This window comes from Rhizobium sp. NLR22b, from assembly GCF_019685295.1.
Lineage (GTDB): Bacteria > Pseudomonadota > Alphaproteobacteria > Rhizobiales > Rhizobiaceae > Rhizobium.
The window spans coordinates 183,474-206,079 of the sequence record NZ_JABDWM010000008.1 but is presented as its reverse complement, the minus strand read 5'-3'; the positions used below and the strand labels follow the sequence as shown (position 1 = coordinate 206,079).

The 22,606-nt window shown below is 62.2% G+C and carries 20 protein-coding genes and 2 pseudogenes; 13 read left to right on the top strand and 9 right to left on the bottom strand.

The window, feature by feature from the left end; all coding sequences use genetic code 11:
- Positions 1–8 precede the first annotated feature (8 nt).
- From HJC00_RS15385 to HJC00_RS15375, 3 genes and pseudogenes are all read right to left on the bottom strand, one after another.
- A pseudogene (locus HJC00_RS15385) lies at positions 9–1,866 on the bottom strand (GGDEF domain-containing protein).
- Positions 1,867–1,985: 119 nt separating this feature from the next.
- The gene (locus tag HJC00_RS15380; RefSeq protein WP_210628705.1) at positions 1,986–2,228 is read right to left on the bottom strand and encodes a type II toxin-antitoxin system ParD family antitoxin; all 243 of its coding nucleotides are present in this window, start codon (positions 2,226–2,228) and stop codon (positions 1,986–1,988) included.
- A gap of 194 nt (positions 2,229–2,422) precedes the next feature.
- A complete protein-coding gene (locus HJC00_RS15375) occupies positions 2,423–2,971 on the bottom strand; it encodes an HdeD family acid-resistance protein (protein WP_210628706.1) in 549 nt (182 codons plus the stop codon).
- A 139-nt stretch (positions 2,972–3,110) separates the two neighbouring features.
- Between HJC00_RS15375 and betI the strand changes: the two genes are divergently transcribed.
- From betI to HJC00_RS15355, 4 genes are all read left to right on the top strand, one after another.
- The gene (betI, locus tag HJC00_RS15370) at positions 3,111–3,743 is read left to right on the top strand and encodes a transcriptional regulator BetI (RefSeq protein WP_210628707.1); all 633 of its coding nucleotides are present in this window, start codon (positions 3,111–3,113) and stop codon (positions 3,741–3,743) included.
- 1 nt (position 3,744) lies between these two features.
- A complete protein-coding gene (betB, locus tag HJC00_RS15365) occupies positions 3,745–5,208 on the top strand; it encodes a betaine-aldehyde dehydrogenase (RefSeq protein WP_210628708.1) in 1,464 nt (487 codons plus the stop codon).
- Between the two features lie 213 nt (positions 5,209–5,421).
- A complete protein-coding gene (gene betA, locus HJC00_RS15360; RefSeq protein WP_210628709.1) occupies positions 5,422–7,074 on the top strand; it encodes a choline dehydrogenase in 1,653 nt (550 codons plus the stop codon).
- 110 nt (positions 7,075–7,184) lie between these two features.
- Entirely contained in the window at positions 7,185–8,528 is a 1,344-nt protein-coding gene (locus HJC00_RS15355) for a chloride channel protein (RefSeq protein ID WP_210631671.1), read from the top strand.
- On the opposite strand, the gene HJC00_RS15350 is transcribed toward HJC00_RS15355, so the two are convergent.
- Both HJC00_RS15350 and HJC00_RS15345 read right to left on the bottom strand, forming a co-directional pair.
- Positions 8,529–8,975: an Rrf2 family transcriptional regulator gene (locus HJC00_RS15350; RefSeq protein WP_210628710.1), complete on the bottom strand. Its 447-nt coding sequence runs from the start codon at positions 8,973–8,975 to the stop codon at positions 8,529–8,531.
- Between the two features lie 61 nt (positions 8,976–9,036).
- Positions 9,037–9,180, bottom strand: a complete 144-nt coding sequence (locus HJC00_RS15345) for a hypothetical protein (protein ID WP_221102613.1) — start codon at positions 9,178–9,180, stop codon at positions 9,037–9,039.
- A 214-nt stretch (positions 9,181–9,394) separates the two neighbouring features.
- Here HJC00_RS15345 and HJC00_RS15340 point away from each other — a divergent pair, with 214 nt between their 5' ends.
- The 3 genes from HJC00_RS15340 (at position 9,395) to cysN (ending at position 12,718) form a co-directional block, all read left to right on the top strand.
- The gene (locus tag HJC00_RS15340; RefSeq protein ID WP_221164311.1) at positions 9,395–10,135 is read left to right on the top strand and encodes a phosphoadenylyl-sulfate reductase; all 741 of its coding nucleotides are present in this window, start codon (positions 9,395–9,397) and stop codon (positions 10,133–10,135) included.
- 131 nt (positions 10,136–10,266) lie between these two features.
- Positions 10,267–11,220, top strand: a complete 954-nt coding sequence (gene cysD, locus HJC00_RS15335; RefSeq protein WP_210628713.1) for a sulfate adenylyltransferase subunit CysD — start codon at positions 10,267–10,269, stop codon at positions 11,218–11,220.
- A gap of 1 nt (position 11,221) precedes the next feature.
- Positions 11,222–12,718, top strand: coding sequence for a sulfate adenylyltransferase subunit CysN (gene cysN / locus HJC00_RS15330; RefSeq protein ID WP_221164310.1), 1,497 nt, complete (start codon positions 11,222–11,224; stop codon positions 12,716–12,718).
- A 113-nt stretch (positions 12,719–12,831) separates the two neighbouring features.
- Here cysN and HJC00_RS15325 read toward each other — a convergent pair whose 3' ends face one another.
- Positions 12,832–13,212 (bottom strand): response regulator, encoded by a 381-nt coding sequence (locus HJC00_RS15325; protein WP_221164309.1) that lies wholly within the window; start codon positions 13,210–13,212, stop codon positions 12,832–12,834.
- 6 nt (positions 13,213–13,218) lie between these two features.
- Positions 13,219–14,196 (bottom strand): sensor histidine kinase, encoded by a 978-nt coding sequence (locus HJC00_RS15320; protein ID WP_221164308.1) that lies wholly within the window; start codon positions 14,194–14,196, stop codon positions 13,219–13,221.
- Positions 14,197–14,310: 114 nt separating this feature from the next.
- On the opposite strand from HJC00_RS15320, the pseudogene HJC00_RS15315 reads away from it, so the two are divergent.
- The 4 genes and pseudogenes from HJC00_RS15315 to HJC00_RS15300 form a co-directional block, all read left to right on the top strand.
- Positions 14,311–14,704 (top strand): annotated as a pseudogene (locus HJC00_RS15315) (sulfate adenylyltransferase subunit CysN); the annotation flags it as partial.
- A gap of 15 nt (positions 14,705–14,719) precedes the next feature.
- Entirely contained in the window at positions 14,720–15,100 is a 381-nt protein-coding gene (locus HJC00_RS15310; protein WP_247241760.1) for a hypothetical protein, read from the top strand.
- 291 nt (positions 15,101–15,391) lie between these two features.
- A complete protein-coding gene (locus tag HJC00_RS15305) occupies positions 15,392–15,832 on the top strand; it encodes a hypothetical protein (protein WP_210631673.1) in 441 nt (146 codons plus the stop codon).
- A 325-nt stretch (positions 15,833–16,157) separates the two neighbouring features.
- On the top strand, positions 16,158–18,455 hold the full coding sequence (locus tag HJC00_RS15300) for a PBP1A family penicillin-binding protein (RefSeq protein WP_221164307.1): 2,298 nt from the start codon (positions 16,158–16,160) through the stop codon (positions 18,453–18,455).
- Between the two features lie 30 nt (positions 18,456–18,485).
- On the opposite strand, the gene HJC00_RS15295 is transcribed toward HJC00_RS15300, so the two are convergent.
- Positions 18,486–19,352 carry a LysR family transcriptional regulator gene (locus tag HJC00_RS15295; protein WP_221164306.1) on the bottom strand — a complete coding sequence of 289 codons (867 nt, stop codon included), beginning with the start codon at positions 19,350–19,352 and terminating at the stop codon, positions 18,486–18,488.
- Between the two features lie 71 nt (positions 19,353–19,423).
- Here HJC00_RS15295 and HJC00_RS15290 point away from each other — a divergent pair, with 71 nt between their 5' ends.
- Positions 19,424–20,395 (top strand): quinone oxidoreductase, encoded by a 972-nt coding sequence (locus HJC00_RS15290; protein ID WP_221164305.1) that lies wholly within the window; start codon positions 19,424–19,426, stop codon positions 20,393–20,395.
- Between the two features lie 208 nt (positions 20,396–20,603).
- Positions 20,604–21,557: an NmrA/HSCARG family protein gene (locus HJC00_RS15285; protein WP_210628720.1), complete on the top strand. Its 954-nt coding sequence runs from the start codon at positions 20,604–20,606 to the stop codon at positions 21,555–21,557.
- Positions 21,558–21,617: 60 nt separating this feature from the next.
- Here HJC00_RS15285 and HJC00_RS15280 read toward each other — a convergent pair whose 3' ends face one another.
- Positions 21,618–22,538 (bottom strand): LysR family transcriptional regulator, encoded by a 921-nt coding sequence (locus HJC00_RS15280; RefSeq protein ID WP_221164304.1) that lies wholly within the window; start codon positions 22,536–22,538, stop codon positions 21,618–21,620.
- Between the last annotated feature and the right edge of the window lie 68 nt (positions 22,539–22,606).

Below are 22,606 nucleotides of genomic sequence, written 5' to 3'. Positions count from 1 at the left end.
CAAGGGCGTCAATTCGCCTCGCCCAGGAAATGGAAGGCAAGGCCCTCATCGCTCTCCTTGGCGGCCGACTTGATGACGGCGATCTCGGCGCTGACGCGGTTGATATCGTCGATGACGAGGCCTTCCGGCAGTTCGAGAACGCCGATCGAGCAGCGCATCAGCGGGAACAGGGCCTCGGTGCCGGTGCGGTCGTGGCCGAGGATGCGGCCGGCGGCGCGGTGCTCGCCGGAATAAAGATCGAGCACGTCGTCGTGGAAATCGCTGATCAGCCGGTCGAGGATCTCGGTCAGCTCCTCCTTCGTCCAGCCGACGACGCCGATGAAAAAATCATCGCCGCCGACATGGCCGAGGAAATGGCGCTCGGCGAAGAAATAGCGGCGCATTAGCGCGGCAAAGAGCGAGATCGCATGATCGCCGAGATGGAAGCCGTAGGCATCGTTGAACGGCTTGAAGTTGTCGAAGTCGCAATAGCAGAAGTGGCGGACCTCATCGCCGTCGCGGCCGGACTGGCGCATGAAGTCGCGGATGGCGCGATTGCCCGGGAGGCCGGTCAGAGGGTTCTGGTCCTGGGCGGTCTTCAGCTGTTTCTCGTTGATGACCTTGATCAGTGAAGCGGCGGAAACAACGCCGGCATAACGCATATTGTCGGTCAGGATCAGGCAGTTGCTGCCCTCCATATTGGCGAAGATCGCCATCAGCTGCTCGGCATCGCTGTCGAGGCCAACGATCGGCGCCATCTCGACGAAATGCGAGATGCTGCGCTCATACATCTTGTTCTTCAGGAGGTCACGGCCAAAGGGCTGATAAATATACTCTTTGAGGTGCTGCTCGTGGATGATGCCGCGCGGTTCGCTATTGGCGTTGAGGACGGGAAAAAAGGCCTGGCGCGGATTGCGGCGGAAGAGCTCGAAGACGCTGTCGATGCTGTCGTTTTCGTAGACCGTCGGCAAGAGCTCGATCTGCTTGCGGATGAGGATTTCGTCGAGCGACTGGCTCGCCCGCTTGCTCTTACCGAGTTCCTGCAGATGCGGGAAGGACGGCGCCAGCTCCGACATGTGCGTGGTCGGCCGGGAAATGAACCATCCTTGGACGAGATCGACGCCATATTCGCGGCAGGCGATGAATTCGGCCTCGGTCTCGATGCCTTCGGCCACGACGCGCGTGCCAAGCACATGGGCGATGTTGACGATGCTCTTCAGCAGATGACGCTTGCGGGCGCTGCGGTCGATCTCGGCGACGAAGTGGCGGTCGATCTTCAGATAGTCGACGGCATAATCGCAAAGCAGTTTCATCTCGCCGTGACCGACGCCGAAATCGTCGATCGCCAGCTTGAAGCCGGCCCGCCGCAACTTTGAAACCAGGGCGGCGAATTCCGGCACGCTGGTATTGTCGAAGCGCTCGGAGAATTCGAAACAGATGGAGGACGGCGGAATATTCGCCGTTCGCAAATGTTGCAGCAGGCTCTCCACCAGGCGCTCGCCATCGTGGATCAGCCGGACGTCAAGATTGAGGAACAGCGTCGAGGTGGAGAAATTCGACAGCGTCGCGAACTTGGCGAGCGCGCGGCTGGCGACCATCTGTTCGAGCTGCAGCAGCTGACAGGTCCGATGCGCCTCGTCGAGAATATCGGCCGGCGTGTCGTAGCCGATGCGTTCCTGGCCGCGCATGAGGGACTCGTAACCGAATACCGTACCGGTGCCGGCTTCGACGATCGGCTGGAAGGCGTTTTCGACCACGAGCTTGGCAAGGGTTACAATCTGATCGCTCGCATAACGACGCAGCACGCCAGGCTCGACGGCGCCAGCCAAAGATATTGCAGTGTTCACTGTGGGCCGATCTCCACTGCGACTTGTTCTTCTTGGTCAGGAACCTGCCGCAGAAGGATCAACGAACCCTTTCGCCAATATGAAAGTTTTGTGAAAGACGCGGCTCGCCGGCACGCGTTGCGCGTGAATTCGAATTCCCCATTACAAGCATTGGCTTATTCAGGCGGAGCGACTGCGCTGCGCCTCATGATCGGCAAACATGTCGGCGACGCATCTGCCGCCGGAGGCGACGCTCTCGTCGTCGAGGAGATCTGCCTTGATTTCGCCGAGCTTGCGGGCGGTATCCCAGAGGCGCAGCGCCTCGCGGACGACCTCACTGCTCGAGGCGTAACCACCCGTGTCGACGGCGGCACGGATGCCCGCTGCCTGTTGCGGAGAGATGGAAACGGTGACCATCGGCATGGACTTCCTCCCTTTTTTCTTCAGGCAGTACCCTGCCTTTGGGGGACGCATGACCATTTTCGGCATTCCAGGCGCTTGCGCCGGTGCCATTGGTGCATTCGCACCGGAAGCATCCGGAGATGCCGGACGGCTCTAATCCCTAAAGTCTAATCCCCCGCCATTCCCTTGTCAAAAAAGAAAAGGCCCATCGCCGTTCAACTGCGCAGGCCAAGGCCGAAGGCGATCATCGTCCATCCCTGGACGATCAGGTCGACGGCCAGGAAGAGGCCAAGGACCCAGAGGCTGTTCACCGGCCAGCCCAGCGCGATGACAAACCCGGCAAGCGCCGTTATGACACCGCTGATAGCGATCCAGCGCCAACCCTTGAGCGGTCGCATGCGCATCCCGACCCAGAGACGGAATAGGCCGGCCACGAGCAGCGCAATGGAAAGAAACAGGGTCAAGGCCGCCGAGGTGAAAATGGGATTGACGAAGGCGCAGATGCCGGCAAGCACGTAAAGCACGCCGCTCAAAGCCCAGAAGAGCACCTGATCCCAGCGGCGCAGCTGAAAAGCGTGGACGAGATAGATGACGCCGCCGGCCAGCATGAGCATGCCGACGTAAAAGACCGAAGCAACGGTCGCCATCAACAGATTGCTGAGAGCGATGAGGCCGCAGATAAGAAGCAGGACCCCGAGGCCGAGGAACCATGCCCATTTCGATCGCAGCGAGGATTCGGGCATATCATTGAAGACGCTGGTCATAGCACACCTCCTGATCATTTGAATATGTTGCCCCAGTTCTTCCGGAAAAGATGTGAGCCAAATCAATTCGCTTAAGATTTTTGTTGATTGATCAGTCAATCAAAAATAAGATGGGCCTCGTTTTCAGGAGGTAGCGGGCGTGCCCAAGGTCGGGATGGAGCCGGTGCGCCGCAAGGCGCTTGTCGATGCGGCGCTGCGGGTGATCGGCGATCACGGCTCGCTCGCCGTGACCATGTCCGATATCGCCCGCCAGGCCGGCGTCTCGCCGGCGCTTGCCCATCATTATTTCGGCAGCAAGGAGCAATTGCTGATCGAGACGATCCGCTCGCTGCTCCGGCAGCTGCGCCGCGATACGGTGGCGGCGCTGAAGGAGGCGCGCACGCCGCGTGAGCGGCTTTCGGCCGTCATCCGCGTCAGCTTCCATGCCGACCAGTTCGCGCCCGATACAATTGCCGCCTGGCTTGCCTTTTACGCCGAAGCGCAGCGTTCGGAGGAGACGCGCCGCTTCCTGGTGATCTATGCCCGCAGGCTGCGCTCCAACCTGCTCGCCGATCTCAAGGCGCTGCTGCCAGCCGACGCCGCAGAACGCATCGCCGAGGGCGCTGCGGCGATGATCGACGGGCTCTATATCAGGCAAAGTCTGAAATCGGCGCCGATCGGCATCGAAGCCTCGATCGCGCTGACGGAGGATTATGTAAACGCCCTTCTGGCCAGCGCCTCCCCTTTTAACGGGGGAAGGAAAAACTACCTCGCACCATCCAAGGACAAATGACATGAAAGCCCAGCCAAAAGCCTCGCACTTCATCGATGGCGAATATGTCGAGGATAGCGATGGCACTGTCATCGAGAGCCTTTATCCTGCCACCGGCGAGGTGATCGCCCGGCTGCATGCGGCAACGCCTGCGATCGTCGAACAGGCTATCGCGGCGGCCAAACGCGCCCAGCCGGAATGGGCGGCAATGAGCCCGATGGCGCGTGGCCGCATCTTGAAGCGCGCCGCCGAGATCATGCGCGAGCGCAACCGCGAGCTTTCCGAACTGGAAACGCTCGATACCGGCAAGCCGATCCAGGAGACGATCGTCGCCGACCCGACGTCGGGCGCAGACGCCTTCGAATTCTTCGGCGGCGTCGCGCCGGCCGGGCTCAACGGCTCTCATATCCCGCTCGGCCAGGATTTTGCCTATACCAAGCGTGTCCCCCTCGGCGTCTGCGTCGGCATCGGCGCCTGGAACTATCCGCAGCAGATCGCCTGCTGGAAAGCGGCCCCGGCGCTGATCTCAGGCAATGCCATGGTATTCAAGCCGTCGGAAAACACGCCGCTCGGCGCCCTGAAGATCGCCGAGATCCTGCACGAGGCGGGGCTGCCGAAGGGGCTCTTCAACGTCATCCAAGGCGACCGCGAGACCGGGCCGCTGCTCGTCAACCATACCGACGTCGCCAAGGTGTCGCTGACCGGATCGGTGCCAACAGGGCGCCGGGTGGCAGCGGCTGCGGCCGGCAGCCTCAAGCATGTGACCATGGAACTCGGCGGCAAGTCGCCGCTCATCGTTTTCGACGACGCCGATCTCGACTCGGCGGTCGGCGGCGCCATGCTCGGCAATTTCTATTCGACCGGCCAGGTCTGCTCGAACGGCACCCGCGTCTTCGTGCAGAAGGGGATCAAGACGGAGTTCCTGAAGCGGCTGAAGGCGCGCACCGAGGCGATGATGATCGGCGACCCGATGGATGAGGCGACGCAGATCGGCCCGATGGTTTCCTGGGCGCAGCGCGAGAAAGTGATCGCCTATATCGAAAAGGGCAAGGCCGAAGGCGCAAGCCTGATTGCCGGCGGCGGCATTCCGAACAATGTCTCGGGCGAAGGTTATTACGTGCAGCCGACGGTCTTTGCAGATGTCACCGACGACATGACGATCGCCCGCGAGGAGATCTTCGGGCCTGTCATGTCGGTGCTCGATTTCGACGATGAGGACGAGGTGATCGGCCGCGCCAATGCCAGCGAATTCGGCCTCTCCGGCGGCGTCTTCACCGCCGACCTCACCCGCGCCCACCGCGTCGTCGACCGGCTGGAGGCCGGCACGCTGTGGATCAACACCTATAATCTCTGCCCGGTCGAGATCCCCTTCGGCGGCTCGAAACAATCGGGCTTCGGCCGCGAGAATTCGCTGGCGGCGCTGGAGCATTATTCCGAGCTGAAGACGGTTTACGTCGGCATGGGGCCGGTGGCGGCGCCTTATTGAAGACATCTGTCCACGCCCTTGCCCCTCACCTAACCCTCTCCCCGCACGCGGGGAGAGGCGACGTGCCCAAAGCAACGTCGAAGATAGGGGAAGCCAGTGCGGCATATCCCCTTCGCCCCGTTTACGGGGAGAAGGTGCCGGCAGGCGGATGAGGGGCCGGCTCTGAGAAAACAAGAAGCAGCCAGATCACGGCAGCTCAAGGAAAACAAGAAGATGCAACAAGCAGATTTCGTCATCATCGGCTCCGGCTCGGCCGGCTCGGCGCTGGCCTATCGCCTCTCCGAAGACGGCAAGAACAGCGTCCTCGTCATCGAGGCGGGCGGCAGCGATTTCGGGCCGTTCATTCAGATGCCGGCAGCGCTTGCCTGGCCGATGAGCATGAAGCGCTATAATTGGGGCTATCTCTCCGAGCCGGAGCCGAACCTCAACAACCGCCGCATCACGGCGCCGCGCGGCAAGGTGATCGGCGGCTCGTCATCGATCAACGGCATGGTCTATGTGCGCGGCCATGCCGAGGACTTCAACCGCTGGGAAGAGCTCGGTGCTAGCGGCTGGGCCTATGCCGACGTTCTCCCCTATTTCAAGCGGATGGAACATTCGCATGGCGGCGAAGAGGGCTGGCGCGGCACCAACGGGCCGCTGCATGTGCAGCGCGGCGGCTTCACCAATCCGCTGTTCCGGGCCTTCGTCGAGGCCGGCAAGCAGGCGGGCTTCGAGACGACCGAGGATTACAACGGCAGCAAGCAGGAAGGCTTCGGACTGATGGAGCAGACCATCTTTGCCGGGCGCCGCTGGTCTGCCGCCAATGCCTATCTGAAACCGGCGCTGAAGCGCGACAATGTCGGGATCGTCTACGGTATGGCGCGCCGGATCGTCATCGAGAACGGGCGCGCGACCGGCGTCGAAATCGAACGCGGCGGCAGGACAGAGGTGGTGAAGGCGAACCGCGAGGTGATCGTCTCGGCCTCCTCTTTCAATTCGCCGAAGCTCCTGATGCTGTCCGGCATCGGCCCGGGCGAGCATCTGAAGGAAATGGGCATCGAGGTGAAGGCCGACCGCCCTGGTGTCGGCGCCAACCTGCAGGACCATATGGAATTCTATTTCCAGCAGGTCAGCACCAAGCCGGTGTCGCTCTATTCCTGGCTGCCCTGGTTCTGGCAGGGGGTGGCGGGCGCGCAATGGCTCTTGTCGAAGGGCGGGCTCGGCGCTTCCAACCAGTTCGAAGCCTGCGCCTTCCTGCGCTCGGCACCCGGGCTGAAGCAGCCGGACATTCAATATCATTTCCTGCCGGTGGCGATCAGCTATGACGGCAAGGCGGCGGCGAAAAGCCACGGTTTCCAGGTGCATGTCGGCTACAACCTGTCGAAATCGCGCGGCAACGTGACGCTGCGCTCGCCCGACCCCAAGGCCGAGCCGGTGCTGCGCTTCAACTATATGAGCCATCCCGAGGATTGGGAGAAATTCCGCCACTGCGTGCGACTGACCCGCGAGATCTTCGGGCAGGCGGCCTTCGACGCCTATCGCGGCCCGGAGATCCAGCCGGGTGAAGGCGTACAAAGCGACGAAGAGATCGACGCCTTCCTGCGCGAACATCTGGAAAGCGCCTATCACCCCTGCGGCACCTGCAAGATGGGCGCCAAGGACGATCCGATGGCGGTGGTCGATCCGCAGACGCGGGTGATCGGCGTCGATGGACTGCGCGTCGCCGACAGCTCGATCTTCCCGCACGTCACCTACGGCAACCTGAACGGCCCCTCGATCATGACCGGCGAGAAGGCCGCCGACCACATCCTCGGCAAGCAGCCGCTGGCGCGCTCGAACCAGGAGCCCTGGGTCAACCCGCGGGCGGCGGTCAGCGATCGGTGATGAGTGGCGAAAGCTGTCAGGCCGCAATCACAGTAGCAATTTTCGGAAGAAAGAGGTGGCCCCTTCCCTGCAAACCGGTTTAGGAAGAGCTCATCTCCAATGTTCCTCGGCTGCCCGTGTTCCATCGCAAGTCCAGACTTCTTCGCAGATCGCGTGTCCTGTGGGGCTCCTTCTCCCTCTGGCGTCCGCGGCTGATCTTCTGGTTCGGCGCCTTTGCGATCGGCATCATCAGCGTCGGCTTCGCCAGGCTGGCCGATCTGGCGCAGCGCGGCTTTGCCGGCGTGATCGCCTCGGGGCAATGGAGCTTTCTGCTGCCGCTTCTCATCACCCCGCTCGGCTTCATGCTGTCGGCCTATCTCGCCGCTACATTCTTCCCGAACGCGCAGGGCAGCGGCATTCCGCAGGCGATTGCCGCGCGGCATTTGCGTGATCCGGAGGACCGCGCGCGGCTGCTGTCGCTGCGGCTCGTCTTCGGCAAGATCCTGCTGACCGTGCTGGGGCTCGCGAGCGGCGCGTCGATCGGCCGCGAGGGACCGACCGTGCAGGTTGGCGCATCGATCATGCTGGCCGTCGCCCGCTTCGGCGGCATGGCGCAGGCGCGCGGCCTGATCCTCGCCGGCTCTGCGGCCGGCATCGCCGCGGCCTTCAACACACCGCTCGCCGGCATCGTCTTCGCCATCGAGGAAATGAGCCGGACCTATGAGTCCCGTGCGAACGGCCTGGTGCTGACGGCCGTCATCCTTTCGGGCCTTGCAGCGCTCGGACTTGCCGGCAGCTACAATTATTTCGGCTCCACCGCGGTCGCGCCCGCCTCGGTGCGCGACTGGGAACTGGTGCTGGTCTGCGGCATCGGCGGCGGCGCACTGGGTGCGGCTTTCAGCGGGCTTGCGCTCCATCTCGGTCAGCACGTTCGCAGGTGGGCGCATCCGCAGCCGCTGCGGCGGATGGTAACGCTGGCAGCAGCCTGCGGCCTTGCCGTCGCGGCGATCGGCATCCTCTCGGGCGGCATGACCTTCGGAACGGGCTACGACCAGGCGAAAGGCGCCGTCGAGGGCAATCCCCTGCCCCTGCTGTTCTTCCTGGAAAAACTTCTTGCCGGCTTTCTGTCGATGATGTCGGGCATTCCGGGCGGCATCTTCGCGCCGTCGCTCTCCGTCGGCGCCGGCTTCGGCAGCACCATCGGCCAGATTATGGGCAGCAGCATCGCGCTTGCGGCCATTCTCGGGATGGCGGGATATTTCTCCGGCGTGGTGCAGGCGCCGATGACCGCCTTTGTCATCATCCTCGAAATGACCGGCGACCATCAGGCCATCATTCCGATTATGGCGGTATCGATGATCGGCTACATCACCTCGCGGATCCTGTCGCGCGAGCCGCTCTATCACGGCCTGTCGCGCGTCTTCATCGCTGCGGCGATCCGGGCCCGGCGCGCCAGGGAAACGGCTGAGAGCTGATCAGGCGAGCAGGCGGGTGACTTCGGCGCCATGCCCCGGGCCGACGGCATCGGCGATGGTCGTCGAGAACAGCACCTTGCGGGTGGCGTCGGCGACCTTGGCGAAGACATGGCGGATTTCGCACGTCTGTTCGCCGTCGCAATCGTCACATTTGCGGTAGGCGGTGATCGACAGGCACGGCAAGGGTGCGATCGGGCCATCGATGATGCGCAGGATTTCGCCGAAGGTGATGGTGTGGGCGGGCTTGAGCAGGAGATAACCGCCCTGCTTGCCGCGGCGGCTGACGACGATGCCGTGATGTTTGAGATCGAGCAGGATCTGTTCGAGGAATTTCTTCGGGATCTTCTGCTGCGCCGCGATGTCGGAAATCATCACCGGTTCGTCGGCATCGGCATCCGCCAGAACCGTCAGCGCCCGCAGCGCATATTTCGCCTTTTGCGTAATCATCTCAGACCGTCGACACACAGGCGGCGCGCATTTTCGCGCCGCTTCACACGTATATTCGCCTCTATGGCACAACCAGCATGAACGGAATTTGAACGCGCCGGCTGAAAGCCTTGAGGGACAAGTATTTTTGGCCTTGTTCTTCACGCTGGCCAAGCCCTTGCAAACTACGCCAAATCAGCGCCTTCCGCACCATTTTCAGCATCACTTCAGATTTCCGATTGACAGGCTGCGTGTAAGCCTACTAATTTTATAGACATTGAGGCTGTCGGCGCGGGTTTTTCCCCGCGGGCGGCTGCTTTTCTGCATTGCGGCAGCTTCGGAGAGATATTTGCTCCTGTGGCCGCAGCTTTCGAAATCCCTTTTTCTGTCCGATCCAGGCTTGAACTGCGATACTCCGGTCAACTAAGGACAGGATTCTCATGACTGTTATCAATCCGAATGCAGAAGCCGAGGCGCTGAACGACAAGCTGGCAGGCCTCGACCTCGCCGGACGTCTGTCGCTGGTGGCAGGCCTTGGCGGCCGCGTGGTGTTCACCACCTCGCTCGGCATCGAAGACCAGGTGATCACCGCCGAAATCGGCACGCACCGCCTGCCGATCGACATCGCGACGCTGGAAACCGGCCGCCTGTTTGCCGAGACGCTGGCGCTGATCGACGAAACGGAGGCCCAGTACGACATCCATATCCAGCGCCTTTCGCCCGAGAAGGCCGATATCGACGCCTATGCCGCGCAATACGGCCTCAATGGTTTCTACGAGAGCGTCGAAGCCAGGCATGCCTGTTGCGGCGTGCGCAAGCTGAAGCCGCTTGCGCGTGCGCTCGAAGGGGCGACGATCTGGATCACCGGCCTGCGGCGCGGCCAGTCGGCCAACCGCGCCGAAACGCCCTTTGCCGAATATGACGCCGAACGGCACCTGCTGAAGGTCAATCCGCTCGCCGACTGGGACATCGAGGCGATCAAGGCCTTCGTTTCCGAAAACGGCGTGCCGGTCAATCCGCTGCATGCCCGCGGCTACCCCTCGATCGGCTGCGAGCCCTGCACAAGGGCGATCAAGCCCGGCGAGCCGGAACGCGCCGGCCGCTGGTGGTGGGAGCAGGACGAGACACGCGAATGCGGCCTGCATGTCGCCGAAGAGGCCTCAGCGATCGTCGCACAATAATCACCTTCCCAGCTTACCGGATCAGGGCGCGGCGGTCGCCGCAGCCTTGGGGGAAGCGAGCTTCCCCGGGGAGAGCCACAATCGACAAAAGCTTGCGGGCAGCCGCAAGGACCGACAGTCTGGAGTAAGACATGCCCGATAGCCGTCCGGATACGGAACTCAGCAATCCGCAGAGCGCCAAGGCGCCGCTCGACCCGCATCTGAAGGCGCTGGAAAACGAATCCATCCACATCTTTCGTGAGGTCGCGGCCGAATTCGAGCGTCCCGTGATGCTCTATTCGATCGGCAAGGATTCCTCGGTGCTGCTGCACCTGGCGCGCAAGGCCTTCTATCCCGGCCGCGTGCCCTTCCCGCTCCTGCATGTGAACACCGGCTGGAAGTTCCGCGAGATGATCGCCTTCCGAGACGAGACGGCGAAGAAGTACGATCTCGATCTCATCGAGCACATCAACCCACGCGGCGCGGCCGAAAACATCACGCCCTTCACCCATGGCTCGGCGGCCTTCACCGACATCATGAAGACCGAAAGCCTGCGCCAGGCGCTCGATGCCGGCCAGTTCGACGCCGCTTTCGGCGGCGCCCGGCGCGACGAGGAGGCAAGCCGCGCCAAGGAACGCATCTATTCCTTCCGCACGCCGGATCACCGCTGGGATCCGCGCAACCAGCGGCCGGAGCTCTGGAACATCTATAACGGCATGATCCGCAAGGGCGAGAGCGTGCGCGCCTTCCCGCTGTCGAACTGGACCGAGGTCGATATCTGGCGCTACATCCAGGCCGAGGACATTCCGCTCGTGCCGCTCTACTACGCCCGCAAACGCAAGTTCGTGGAGCGCGACGGCATGATGATCCTGGCCGAGGATCCGCGCCTGGAACTGCTGCCCGGCGAAGTGCGCCAGGAGGGCATGATCCGCTTCCGCACGCTCGGCGACTTCCCGCTGACCGGCGCCATCCGCTCTGAGGCGACCACGCTGGAAGAGGTGATTGCCGAACTCGAAATCGCAACGGTGTCCGAACGCCAGGGCCGCGCCATCGACCGCGACCAGTCCGGCTCCATGGAAAAGAAGAAGCGTGAAGGATATTTCTGAGATGACCGCAGTCCAAACCGCCGTCTCGGCCGCAACCGTCGCCAGCCTGCCCGCCGCCGAGCCGCAGAAGGCTCAACGCGACTCGCGCCCGCTGCGCCTGATTACCTGCGGCAGTGTCGATGACGGCAAGTCGACCCTGATCGGCCGCCTGCTGTGGGACACCAAGGCCGTCAAGGAAGACCAGGCCGCCACGCTGCAGCGCGATTCCACCGGCAAGCAGAACGACCTCGGCCTGCCCGACTTCGCGCTCTTGCTCGACGGCCTGCAGGCCGAACGCGAGCAGGGCATCACCATCGATGTCGCCTATCGCTATTTCTCGACCGACAAGCGCTCCTTCATCGTCGCTGACACGCCCGGTCACGAGCAATATACCCGCAACATGGCGACCGGCGCCTCGACGGCCGATCTCGCCATCCTGCTCGTCGACGCCCGTCTCGGCATCCTCGAACAGACGCGCCGCCATGCGACGATCGCCTCGCTGCTCGGCATCAGGCAGTTCGTGCTTGCCGTCAACAAGATCGACCTGACGGGCTATGACCGCGCCGGCTTCGAGAAGATCAGCCACGAATTCCGCGAATTCGCCCTGTCGCTCGGCGTCAAGCAGATCACCGCCATTCCGATGTCGGCGCTGAAGGGCGAAAATGTCGTCTATTCCGGCCAGGGCGCCATGCCCTGGTACACTGGCCCGACGCTGGTGGAGACGCTGGAGCTTGCCACCGTGCGCTCGTCGCAGACCGTCGGCTTCCGCCTGTCGGTGCAGCGTGTGTCGCGTCCGGGCGAAAGCTTCCGCGGCTATCAGGGCACGGTTGGCGGCGGCTCGGTCAAACCGGGCGACAGCGTCATGATCCTGCCGTCGGGCATGGTCGCCAACGTCTCCAAGATCGTCACCTTCGATCTCGTGCGCAACGCCGCCGTTGCCGGCGACGCGATCACGCTGGTGCTCGACCGCCAGGTCGACGTGGCACGCGGCGACATGATCGTCTCGATCGACGCCCAGCCGCAGGTCGGCCTGGCCTTCGACGCGCAGATCGTCGCGCTGCAGCCCGAAGGCATCGAGCCTGGCAAGCGCTACTGGCTGAAGAGCGGCAGCCGCCGCCAGCGCGTCCAGGTGCAGCCCTTGAGCCAGCTCGAATTGAAGACCGGCACCTGGAACCCCGCCCAGCGGCTCTACATGAACGCCATCGGCAAGGTCCGGCTTGCCTTTGACGAGGCGGCGATCTTCGATCCTTACGAGCAGAACCGCCAGTCCGGCTCCTTCATCCTGATCGATCCGGAGACCAACAACACGGTCGCCGGCGGCATGGTGACCGGCAAACGCACCGAACTCGGCGGCCTGCACAATGGCGAAGCCCGCGTCATCCTCTCGCTGCCGGCCGACTTGGCCGAGCAGATCATGGCCAGCGAACTCTTCGCCAGCCGCAGCCACGAGGCAGAGGTGCGCCGGATGACGGCGGCCGAGGCGGCCGAGCTGTGGTCGAGCGCCGCCAGCGATATCTGATCGGGATCAAGGGGCCGACCAGACCGGCCTCTTATCCAAGCCCGGATCCATCCATTGCGGGGTGGCGGATTCCCGACGCAGACGGCGCCGAGAGCGGGCGGTCCTGTGAACCGTCACTTGACCACCCTGCGGACGGTTTCGCTGAGAAGACCGAAATCAGTTGGCTTTTCCAGGATGACCGCGTCCGCGAGGACCGGATCGGATGCAAGTTCATGGGCAGGACTTGCTGTCGCGAGGAGGAACGGAATATTCAACTGCCGTAGCTTCGCGGCTACCGGGGTCGCTCTTGCCCCGCCGAGATGAACGTCAAGCACGGCGACGTCCGGTCGCTCCTGCTCCAAAAGATCGAGAGCGTGCTCGTTCGATGATACCGGGCCAAGCACCCGCAGCCCGGCAGCGGTCAGTTTGCGTCGGAGTTCATCGGCGATGAAGAACTCGTCCTCGACGACGAGGACCTTGGTCGCGCCTGCCCTCCTGTCGACAATTTCGCTCACATGACCTCACATCGGGATTTTGATTGTCGCAGTAAAACCACTGGGCGGATAGTTGAGTTCCACGCTTCCACCCATATGGGCGGCGAGGCCTTCGATCAGTTCGGTCCCATAGCCCTTGCGTACAAACTCATGAATAGGCGGCCCGGCTTCCTCGCGCCACCGGCATACGAGCAGCGTCCGATCCCGCGGCCCGATTTCCAATTCCCACGTCACCCGTATCTTTCCGCCGGGCACCGAGGCAGCACCATGCTTCAACGCGTTGGTGCCGAGCTCGTGCAGGATCATGCTGACCGGGAGAACCTTTGAACTTCCAAATTCTACGGACGGTCCAGAGCATTCGAGCCGTTCCCAAACCGTCGCACCGACCGCGCCTCGCAGCAATGCTTCGAACTCAGTCAGCCCGCCAATGGCAGCAACTTCCTGAGCTCGAAAGGTGATATCCAGCCTTCCAAGCAGCGCTTCCTTGAAGCTTGCCACAGCCGGATCATCGGTCCTGGTGTTGTTCACGACCGACTGAACGACGGCCGACAGGTTCCTCAGCCGATGCCGCATCTCGGCGACGATGAAGTCCATCTCGGCATCGTGGCGCCGGCGCTCCGTCACGTCGTCGAAGATGACCAGGATGTTGGGACTGTTGTTATCCGGATGAACGAGGCGGCGGGCATCGACAAGGAATGTACGCTGGCCGATTGTCGGGAATTCATGCTTCACTTCGAAGCCAATGACGGCGGCCGCCCGTGGGATGACCGAGGATATGAGCCGCCGAAGTTCCGGAATATCCCACTGCCCGTTGCCAAGCTCGAAGAAGTTCTGGGAGAGGATGTCGTCCCGCGCGACTTCGAAAGCCTTGATGAACGCATTGTTTGCGGTCGTCACACAGAAATTCTGATCCAGCACGACAACGGGTTGGGTCATCGTGTCGACAATGCCCTGGGCCTGAACATGCCCGGTCTTCATCAGGCGATACAAATCTTCCAGCAACATAGGTGCCGGCCCCTCCTTGCAGCACGCTAACGATTCGACACTATGGAAGCCCCACAGCCGGGATCTTCCGGTCAACAGGTAAAGCCCCTGCATCTAAAGTAATCTTTTCTGCATGGCTGGCAATGTCCGACAGGCGGCGGCTCGGTCAAGCCCGGCGACAGCGTCATGATCCGGCGGTCGGGCATGGTCGCCAACGTCTCCAAGATCGTCACCTTCGATCTCGTGCGCAACGCCGCGGTTGCCAGCGACGCGATCACACTGGTGCTCGACAGCCAGGTCGACATGGGCGCGCGGCGACATGATCGTCTCGATCGACGGCTGAAGAGCGGTTCGCACCGCGCGTTCAGCTGCATCCGTTGAGCCAGCTCGAACCGAAGACCGGCACCTGGAACCCCGCCCGGCGGCTCTGCATGAATGCGATCGGCAAGGTGCGCCTTGCCTTCTGCGAGGCGGCGATCTTCGATCCTTACGAGCAGAAAACACGGTCGCCGGCGGCATGGTGACGGGTGCCCTTGGAAGCGATGTGATTGCTCTTCAGGCGGTGGCTCACGAGGATGTGATGAAAAATCCGCGAATATCGGCGGTGGCCAGGGTGTTGTCGTCCAGGGCAGAAAACGAAGGAGTTCTTGCGATGAATATCCATCCCTTGATTACCGCGGCGTTCTTGCTGATTTCCACCTGCGGCGTTGCCCAGGCGGACGACCACCTTTTCCAGGCGGAACAGCATGGATTGAAGTCCGGCAGCACGGCAGCTTCCACGACGCACGCATTTACGACCAACAGAGCCAGTCACAGTGGTACATTGGCGCCCGGCCAGGGAAGTCCGTTCACCGGACACGACACCCAGACGCCGGCCACTGACACGGAGGCCGCCAACGAGCACGCCAACGTGAAGCCCCGCTGAGGAGACAAACGGTCACTCAGCGCGAATTGCGATTGGACTCAGTCCGTTCGGTAGATCGATTTTGAAGGCGCAGCGACTGTCCTGCGCCCTCATTGTGCATGACGGTCCGCTCCCACTCCCACCGAGACCAGGTTTGCCATCGGCTTCGTTTTATGGCAGCTTTCTCCCAGTCGGATTCTGGCCGCGTGCTTGGGAACCAATGACAGGCGAGACTGTTTCAGCTGTGACTTTGGCATGACGCTGACACGCCCTCCTGGCTGGGTAAGCCTCGATTTTGAGGAGACTTGCATCATGAAGTTTTCATCCAGAATTCGTTCAGTCGCGGTTGCGGTTATCGCTGCAGCAGGAATCATCTTTGCCGGCTCCGCGCATGCCGACAGCGGTACGATCAGTTTCTCAGTCTACAAGGCTGCCTTCTTTGTGGGTGGTTCCGGAGGCGAAGGCACACTGACCTTCCATGGTCGCCGCTATCCCATCTCTGTCGGCGGCATCTCGGGCGGCCTCGCCTTCGGGGCTTCTAAGACCAATTTTCATGGTACCGTTCGCCATATCCGCCGCGCTCAAGATGTGACGGGGGTCTACGGTGCGGCGGGTGGCGGCGGCGCGGTCGGCAAAGGGGCCCAGGTGATCGTCATGACCAATGACAAGGGCGCCCAACTCGAACTCTCGGGCAAGCAGGTTGGCCTGCAAGTCAACGCCGATCTCAGCGGTATCGCCATCACGGTAAAGTAAGGGCCACCGCTCCGTTCGTCTTCGCTGGAAGCGGCCTTCCATTGTCGGCCAGGCACAAGACTGCGTCGGCCTGACGCGGCCAGAACAATTCCAGGCAAAGCGAGAAGCGCTTTTGCCGGAAATTGCGTGAATCCATAAGGTTAGAGCGGTTCTGCGCTCCCGTGAAAAGCTGAACCGCTCCAGAGAAGCACCTGCTCCACGGAATCGACGCCCACCGCCCGGGTGGCGCTCAGCGGGGTCTGGAAGTGTTGGCCCTTTTGCGGTGGAACACGCACCATCACCCCGCTATAAAGAACATGCTGCATTAGCCTTCTAGCGGTAACCGATGCCCAATTCTCCCGATTCCTCAGGTGAAAGCGTTAGCAGCACGAGCTCGGGTCGCAATCAGACAGCAGATCCGGCGGCGCAAGCGGCTGCCTCGGATTCACCGGTGAGCACTGAAGTCGACGCTCAGCAACCGCCCCGTGGATCCTTCGGCCAAACCAGACGGGCCGCGAGCAATCTATTCCGTGCGCTGCGTCACGATTTGCAGGCAAGTTCTGCGTTGGCGAAGAGCAGGACGGCCGCTTCGGTTTTGAGGCGGAAGCTGAGGAGGTCGATGGGCCTGGTAGCCGCATCAGCGCCAATCATGTGGATGACCGCTGCTCTAGCCAAAGCCCGGCGCCGAATTCGCAATCGACGTGCCAATCCGGTTGAAAACAGCCATCGCCGGCCGCTTCTGGCGGGCTGGTGGAAATTCGCTATGGGGTCGGCGTTGCTTGTCTGCCTCCTCGTAACCAGTGTGCTGGTGTGGGCACTGAAAGACGTGCCCTGGAGCGAAATCCGGGATGGAACCTTGAAGCCGGTCGTGGTGCTGGAAACCGCCGACGGCGCGCCATTGGTGAGACAGGGGCCTTATCAAGGACCATATGCCCGATACGACCAGTTTCCACCCCGTCTGATCGATGCCGTCCTGTCGATCGAGGACCGCCGGTTCATGGATCATTTCGGCGTCGATCCCAGGGGCATCGGCAGGGCGTTTCTGCGCAACCTGGAGGCTGGCTCGGTGGTGGAGGGTGGCAGCACGATCACCCAGCAACTCATCAAGCTCCAATATCTCGACAGCGATCGAACGATAAAACGAAAGATACAGGAAGTCGTCATCGCATTCTGGCTGGAGTGGAAGCTCGGCAAGCGGGAAATCCTGACGCGCTATCTCAACAGCGTCTATCTTGGCGCCGGCGCCACCGGCATGCCAGCCGCCGCGCGGATCTATTTCAACAAGGATATCGGCGACCTTGACCTGCCGGAGTCGGCGATGCTGGCGGGGTTGCTGCGGGCGCCCAGCCAATGGAACCCGATCGACAATTTCGAAGGCGCCCGGCAGCGCACCATGGTCGTTCTCGACGCGATGACGGCCAATGGCAAGATCACCGCGCAGGAGGCGGCGGAGGCCAAGGGGAGCTTTGCCAGGCTGCACCCAACGACGCCGACGCCGCGCTCGGGAAGCTGGTTTGCCGACTGGATTTCGCCGCAGGCGAGCGAAATCGCCGGCTCCTCGCCAGGGTCGACGACAGTGCGCACCACGCTGGTGCCGCAGTTGCAACAGATCGCCGAAAGGATCGTGAAGAGGTCCTTGGACGGCGAAGGAAAAACCGTGGGAGCATCGCAGGCCGCGTTGGTTGCGATGACGCCGGACGGCGCGGTCGTCGCCATGGTTGGCGGGCGTGACTACAAGGCAAGCCAGTTCAATCGCGCCGTCACTGCGATGCGCCAGCCGGGCTCCACCTTCAAGCTATTCGTCTACTACGCAGCATTGAAGGCTGGGCTCACCTTGTCTGACCAGATTCTGGACGCGCCAATCGAAATCGACGGCTGGTCGCCGGAAAATTCCGGCGGCAATTATAGTGGGTGGGTGACGCTCGCCGAGGCGTTCGCGCGATCGCTCAATGCCGCGTCGGTGGCGCTTGCCCAAGAGGTCGGTCTGGACAATGTGATTGCCGCGGCGCGCGAACTCGGCATTGATGCGCCACTGGCCGACACGCCGTCCTTGGCGCTCGGTACCTCCGAAGTCAATCTGCTCAATCTCACCAGCGCCTATGCGTCCGTCCAACTCGGCAAGGCCCCCGTCAAGCCCTGGGGTATCACCGACTTCCAAGCCGCAGGGCAGCCCAAGGCCTTTCGCGTTGGCGCACAATCCAAGCCGGGCGTCGATCTTTCGCCTTACCAGTCCGATCTCCTCGGACTGCTGCAGTTGGTGGTCGAGCGCGGCACCGGACGTGGAGCAGACCCCGGCACGTTTGCGGCCGGCAAGACCGGCACCAGCCAGAACAATCGTGATGCCTGGTTCGTCGGCTTCACGGACGCCCTCGTCGTCGGCGTCTGGGTTGGCAATGATGATGATGCGCCGATGAAGGGGGTGACGGGCGGCGCCCTGCCGGCCCATATCTGGCGGGACTTCATCCGCGAGGCGACGACCGAACCGAGCCTGAACGGCGTGCGATCGACCGAAGCAGTCGTCGATGGTCAGGGCGCACCGCAGTCTTGTAACATCACGGCCTGCTCGCGCAGCTACCGCTCCTTTCGCCCGTCCGATTGTACCTATCAGCCCTATTCCGGCGGCCGACGGCTCTGCGAAAAGTGATGTGTTTCGGCAGAGATTCAACCGCGGGGACTACCTGCCCAGAGCGTTTTTCAGCGCATCGACGACGACGCGGACGGAGGGAACGTCCTTGATATCAGCATGGACCACCAGCCAGACCTCTCTCGTCAACGGCTGTTCGGTCACGATGCGCTGAAGACCGCTCGACTCCGCGACGGCGAAATCGGGGAGCATGACGACACCTGCACCAAGGCTTGCAGCTGCGGCCTGAAACTCCAGAACGGACGACCTCACAGCGATCGGCCGGCCGGCGGCCAGTTCGAGCAGCCGCAACTGCTGCGGTGAGGCATTCATGGTTTCGTCGTAACCGATGAAAGTCCAGTCCGACGGTGGAACCGTTTCGAGATAGACCTTCGATGCGTAGAGATGGAAGCTCGTCTCGCCGAGCTTGGCGATCGCGTAATCTCCGTCCTCCGGACGGGACATTCGCACGGCGACATCCGCCTCCCGCCGGTTGAGCGAGGCGAGCCGCTTTTCTCCGACGAGCGTGATCTCAACGCCGGGATGGTCTCGCCTGACGGCTGCGATCGGTTTTGCAAGCCGCATGCTTGAGAGCGCTGGAGGTGCGCTGATCCTGACATGGCCGCGCAATTCCGTGGCGCTGCTGCGACCAAGCTGCTCGATGGCCGCTGTCTGGACGGCGACGAGAGCCGCGTGCCTGGCGACCTGCTCTCCGTCCGAAGTCAGGATGATGCGGCGTCCGCGGCGGTCTACGAGTTTGCGTGCGAGACTGGCTTCAAGCGACGAAACGCGCCGACTGATAGTGGCATGTTCGACGCCGAGTTGTCTTGCGGCGCCAAGCAAGGTCCCCGACTGCGCGAGCGCCAGGAAATGCCGAAGGTCATCCCAATCGAGTTTTGTGAAATCTCTCCCAATCATTGTGCAGCAATAGGGAATTTTCACCCATTTCGCCATCGCTTAATTTGTCCGAAATAAGGAGAGCACGAGCGATGACTGACCAGATCATTTGGCTGAACACCCCCGGTGAGATCACCCAGTTCCATGTCGAGCAGCACCAGTTTGACGGTCCCGGCGATGGCGAGATCAGAATCCGTCATGAGGCGATCGGAACAAACTTTCTCGACATTTATCACCGGAAAGGCATCTATCCGCTGCCGTCCTACCCCGCGGTGATCGGCGCCGAAGCGGCTGGAATCGTCGAGACCGTCGGTCCGGGCGTCTCAATGTTCGAGAGAGGTGATCGCGTCGCCTATGCCGGGCCTCCGGTCGGCGCCTATCGTTCCGCGCGCAACATTGCCGCTGAAAGGGCGATCAAGCTGCCGAATACCGTTTCGACAAAAACGGCGGCGAGTTCGCTCCTCAAAGGCATGACCGCCTACATGTTGTTGCAGAAGATCTATCATGTGCGTGCCGGAAACCACGTTCTGATCCATGCGGCCGCGGGCGGGCTCGGCAGCATCCTCGTTCGCTGGGCCAAATCGCTCGAAGCCACCGTGATCGGCACGGTCGGCTCCTCCGAAAAAGCAGCCCTCGCCGTATCCTGTGGGGCCGATCATCTGATCGTCGGACGCGGCGCCGATATCGTCGCTGAAGTGAAGCGGCTGACCAACGGGCTCGGCGTCGACGTCGCCTATGACGGGATCGGCGGCGAGACGCTTCTCAAGAGCATACGTTCCGTCCGCCCATTCGGCATGGCTGTCACCATCGGTCAGGCCGCCGGCGCCATTCCACCGGTGCCTGTCGAGGAACTTCGCCCGGGCAAGGCCCTCTGCCATCCGAGCATCATGGCCTGGTGCGCTGACGTCGGACAGTATCGCGAGGCTGCTCTGGCTGCCATCGGGGCGATGGAAACAGGCATCATTTCGCAGATCGGTGCCGAATACCGTTTGGCCGACGTTGCGACGGCGCACGAAGAGATGGAATCCGGGCGCGCGGCGGGCAGTATCCTGCTGATCCCGTGATTCATTCGGGAAAGAACGCCGGCATGCGCCCGCGATCTATCCGAAAAATGGCATTATCTTATTCATTCCACCCGTCTACAGCGACAAAACATGCTTCGGTAGAGTGCCGCCATCGAGGTGGGCAATCGGCAACGGGGCACGCGCCCCCCCTGCCTCGCAAAGACGCCGGCCTGTCCGGCCGCGTCGAGTGACGGGAAAGGATGAAGACATGTCTACAGACAACAAGCCACTGATCGCAGTCACGGGTGCAACGAGCAAACAGGGACGCAGCGTCGTTGCCACGCTTCTTGAAAGCCGACGTTTCCGTGTCCGTGCGCTCACCCGAAGAAAGGATTCGCCCGAAGCCTTGCGTCTTGAGAAACTCGGCGCTGAAATCGCCGCCGTGCCCCTCGAACTCGGTCTTCAGAAGGAGTTCGTCGCGGCATTCAGGGGCGCGGATGGGGCGTTTCTGATGACGCCGCCGATCGCCCCGCCGGAGACGACCGAAGCTCCCCTCGGCCGGCAACTGGCGGATGCGGCCGTGGAGGCCGGCGTCGGGCACATTGTTTTCAGCACGCTGGAGAATGTCGACAAGATCACCGGTGGAACGAAATATGCGCCGCATTTTACCGACAAGGCGCGCGTTGCAGATTACATACGCGGCCTGCCGATCTCTCATTCCTTCGTCATGCTGGCATTCTTCTACACAAACCTCATCGAGTATTATGCGCCGCGCATGGAAGGCGACACCCTGCTCTTGCCGATTTATCTTCCGGAAGATTTCAGCGCGCCCTTCGTCGATCCGCTGACGGCGACCGGGCCCGTTGTCCTCGAGATCTTCTCGCACCCCGAGCGCTACAACGGCAAAACGCTGCCGATCGTCGGCGATGTCATCTCCCCGCGGGAGATGGTCGAAACCTTCCAGCGCGTCACCGGCCTCAAGGCCGAGTATCGAGATGCTTTCACCAGGGATGGCCTGCTCCGCTATTTTCCGGAACTCGCCGCCAACGAATTTCTCGTTCGAGAGATTCTCGGGATGGTCGAATATGCGGTCGAATATGGCTATTTCGGCAAGGAACACGATCTCGAATGGAGCCGCCGGCTCAATCCCGAGACGCTCAACTGGGAGCAGTTTCTGCGCAAGACGGGATGGCGCGGCGACAAGCGGTCTTTCGGAGGTTGAAGCCTGTTTCGCAAAAGCGGGGCGGCGGTTCCGTGGCAACGGCATGTTTGAAGCAAAGACTTACGGCGGCCGGATTCCCGGCAGCTTGGCAATCTCCGCGGCAAGAAAGTCGACGAGGAGCCGAACGCGGGCAATGGCTGCACGCTCCGGAACAATCAGCAAGCTCACCGGAACCGGCAAAGGCCTGTAGTCTCCAAGCACCACCTCGAGCTGGCCGTCGTCCAGAAGATCTTGAATCAGCCAGAGATGTGTCGGACCGATGCCGCGTCCGGCAGCAAGAGCCTCGCGCGCCGCAAGCCCATGATCGACACGCAACCGACCGCCGACCGGGATGATCAGGCTGGCGCCATCGGGAGAGGAAAGAAGGAGTTGATTGCTGCCTGCCACGTTCGACATCACGATGGTTTCGTAGCGTGACAGATCGGCCGGGCGCTCCGGCCGTCCCCGGGCGGACAAATAGGCCGGAGCGCCGACCAGCAGCCGCTGGCTCTCCCCGACCGCATGGAGTTTCATTGAGCTGTCGGCGAGAGGTCCAAGGCGAAGCGCCACGTCAACGCCTTCACGAACGAGGTCGATGCGCTCGTCCGTCAAGTTGAGGTCGATGCGGATGTCCGGATGCCTGTCCTGGAAATCGAAGATCATTCGCGTGACATGCATCACACCGAGCGCTGCCGTACAGGAAAGCCGAACAGCGCCCGCCGGAGCCTGACGGGCATCTCTGGCTTCCTCGGCAGCCTGTTCGACCAGGCGCAAGATCTGCAGGCAGTTGGTATAATAGCGACTGCCCTCCTCCGTCAGGGTGACGCGACGGGTGGTGCGGCTGAGAAGCGGCACGCCGACAGCCTCCTCGAGTTCATTGAGGTGCCGCGTCACGGTGGATTGGCCGACGCCGAGCTCCCTTGCGACCATTGACAGGTTGCCGCGCTCGGCGACCCGAACAAAGGTGCGCATCCTGTCGAAGGACAATTCCGTCTTATCCATTTTTCAGCACAGTGATCGCCATCCGCTCCATATACGGAATAATCCTTGCTGTGCCCAGGCATCAAGGT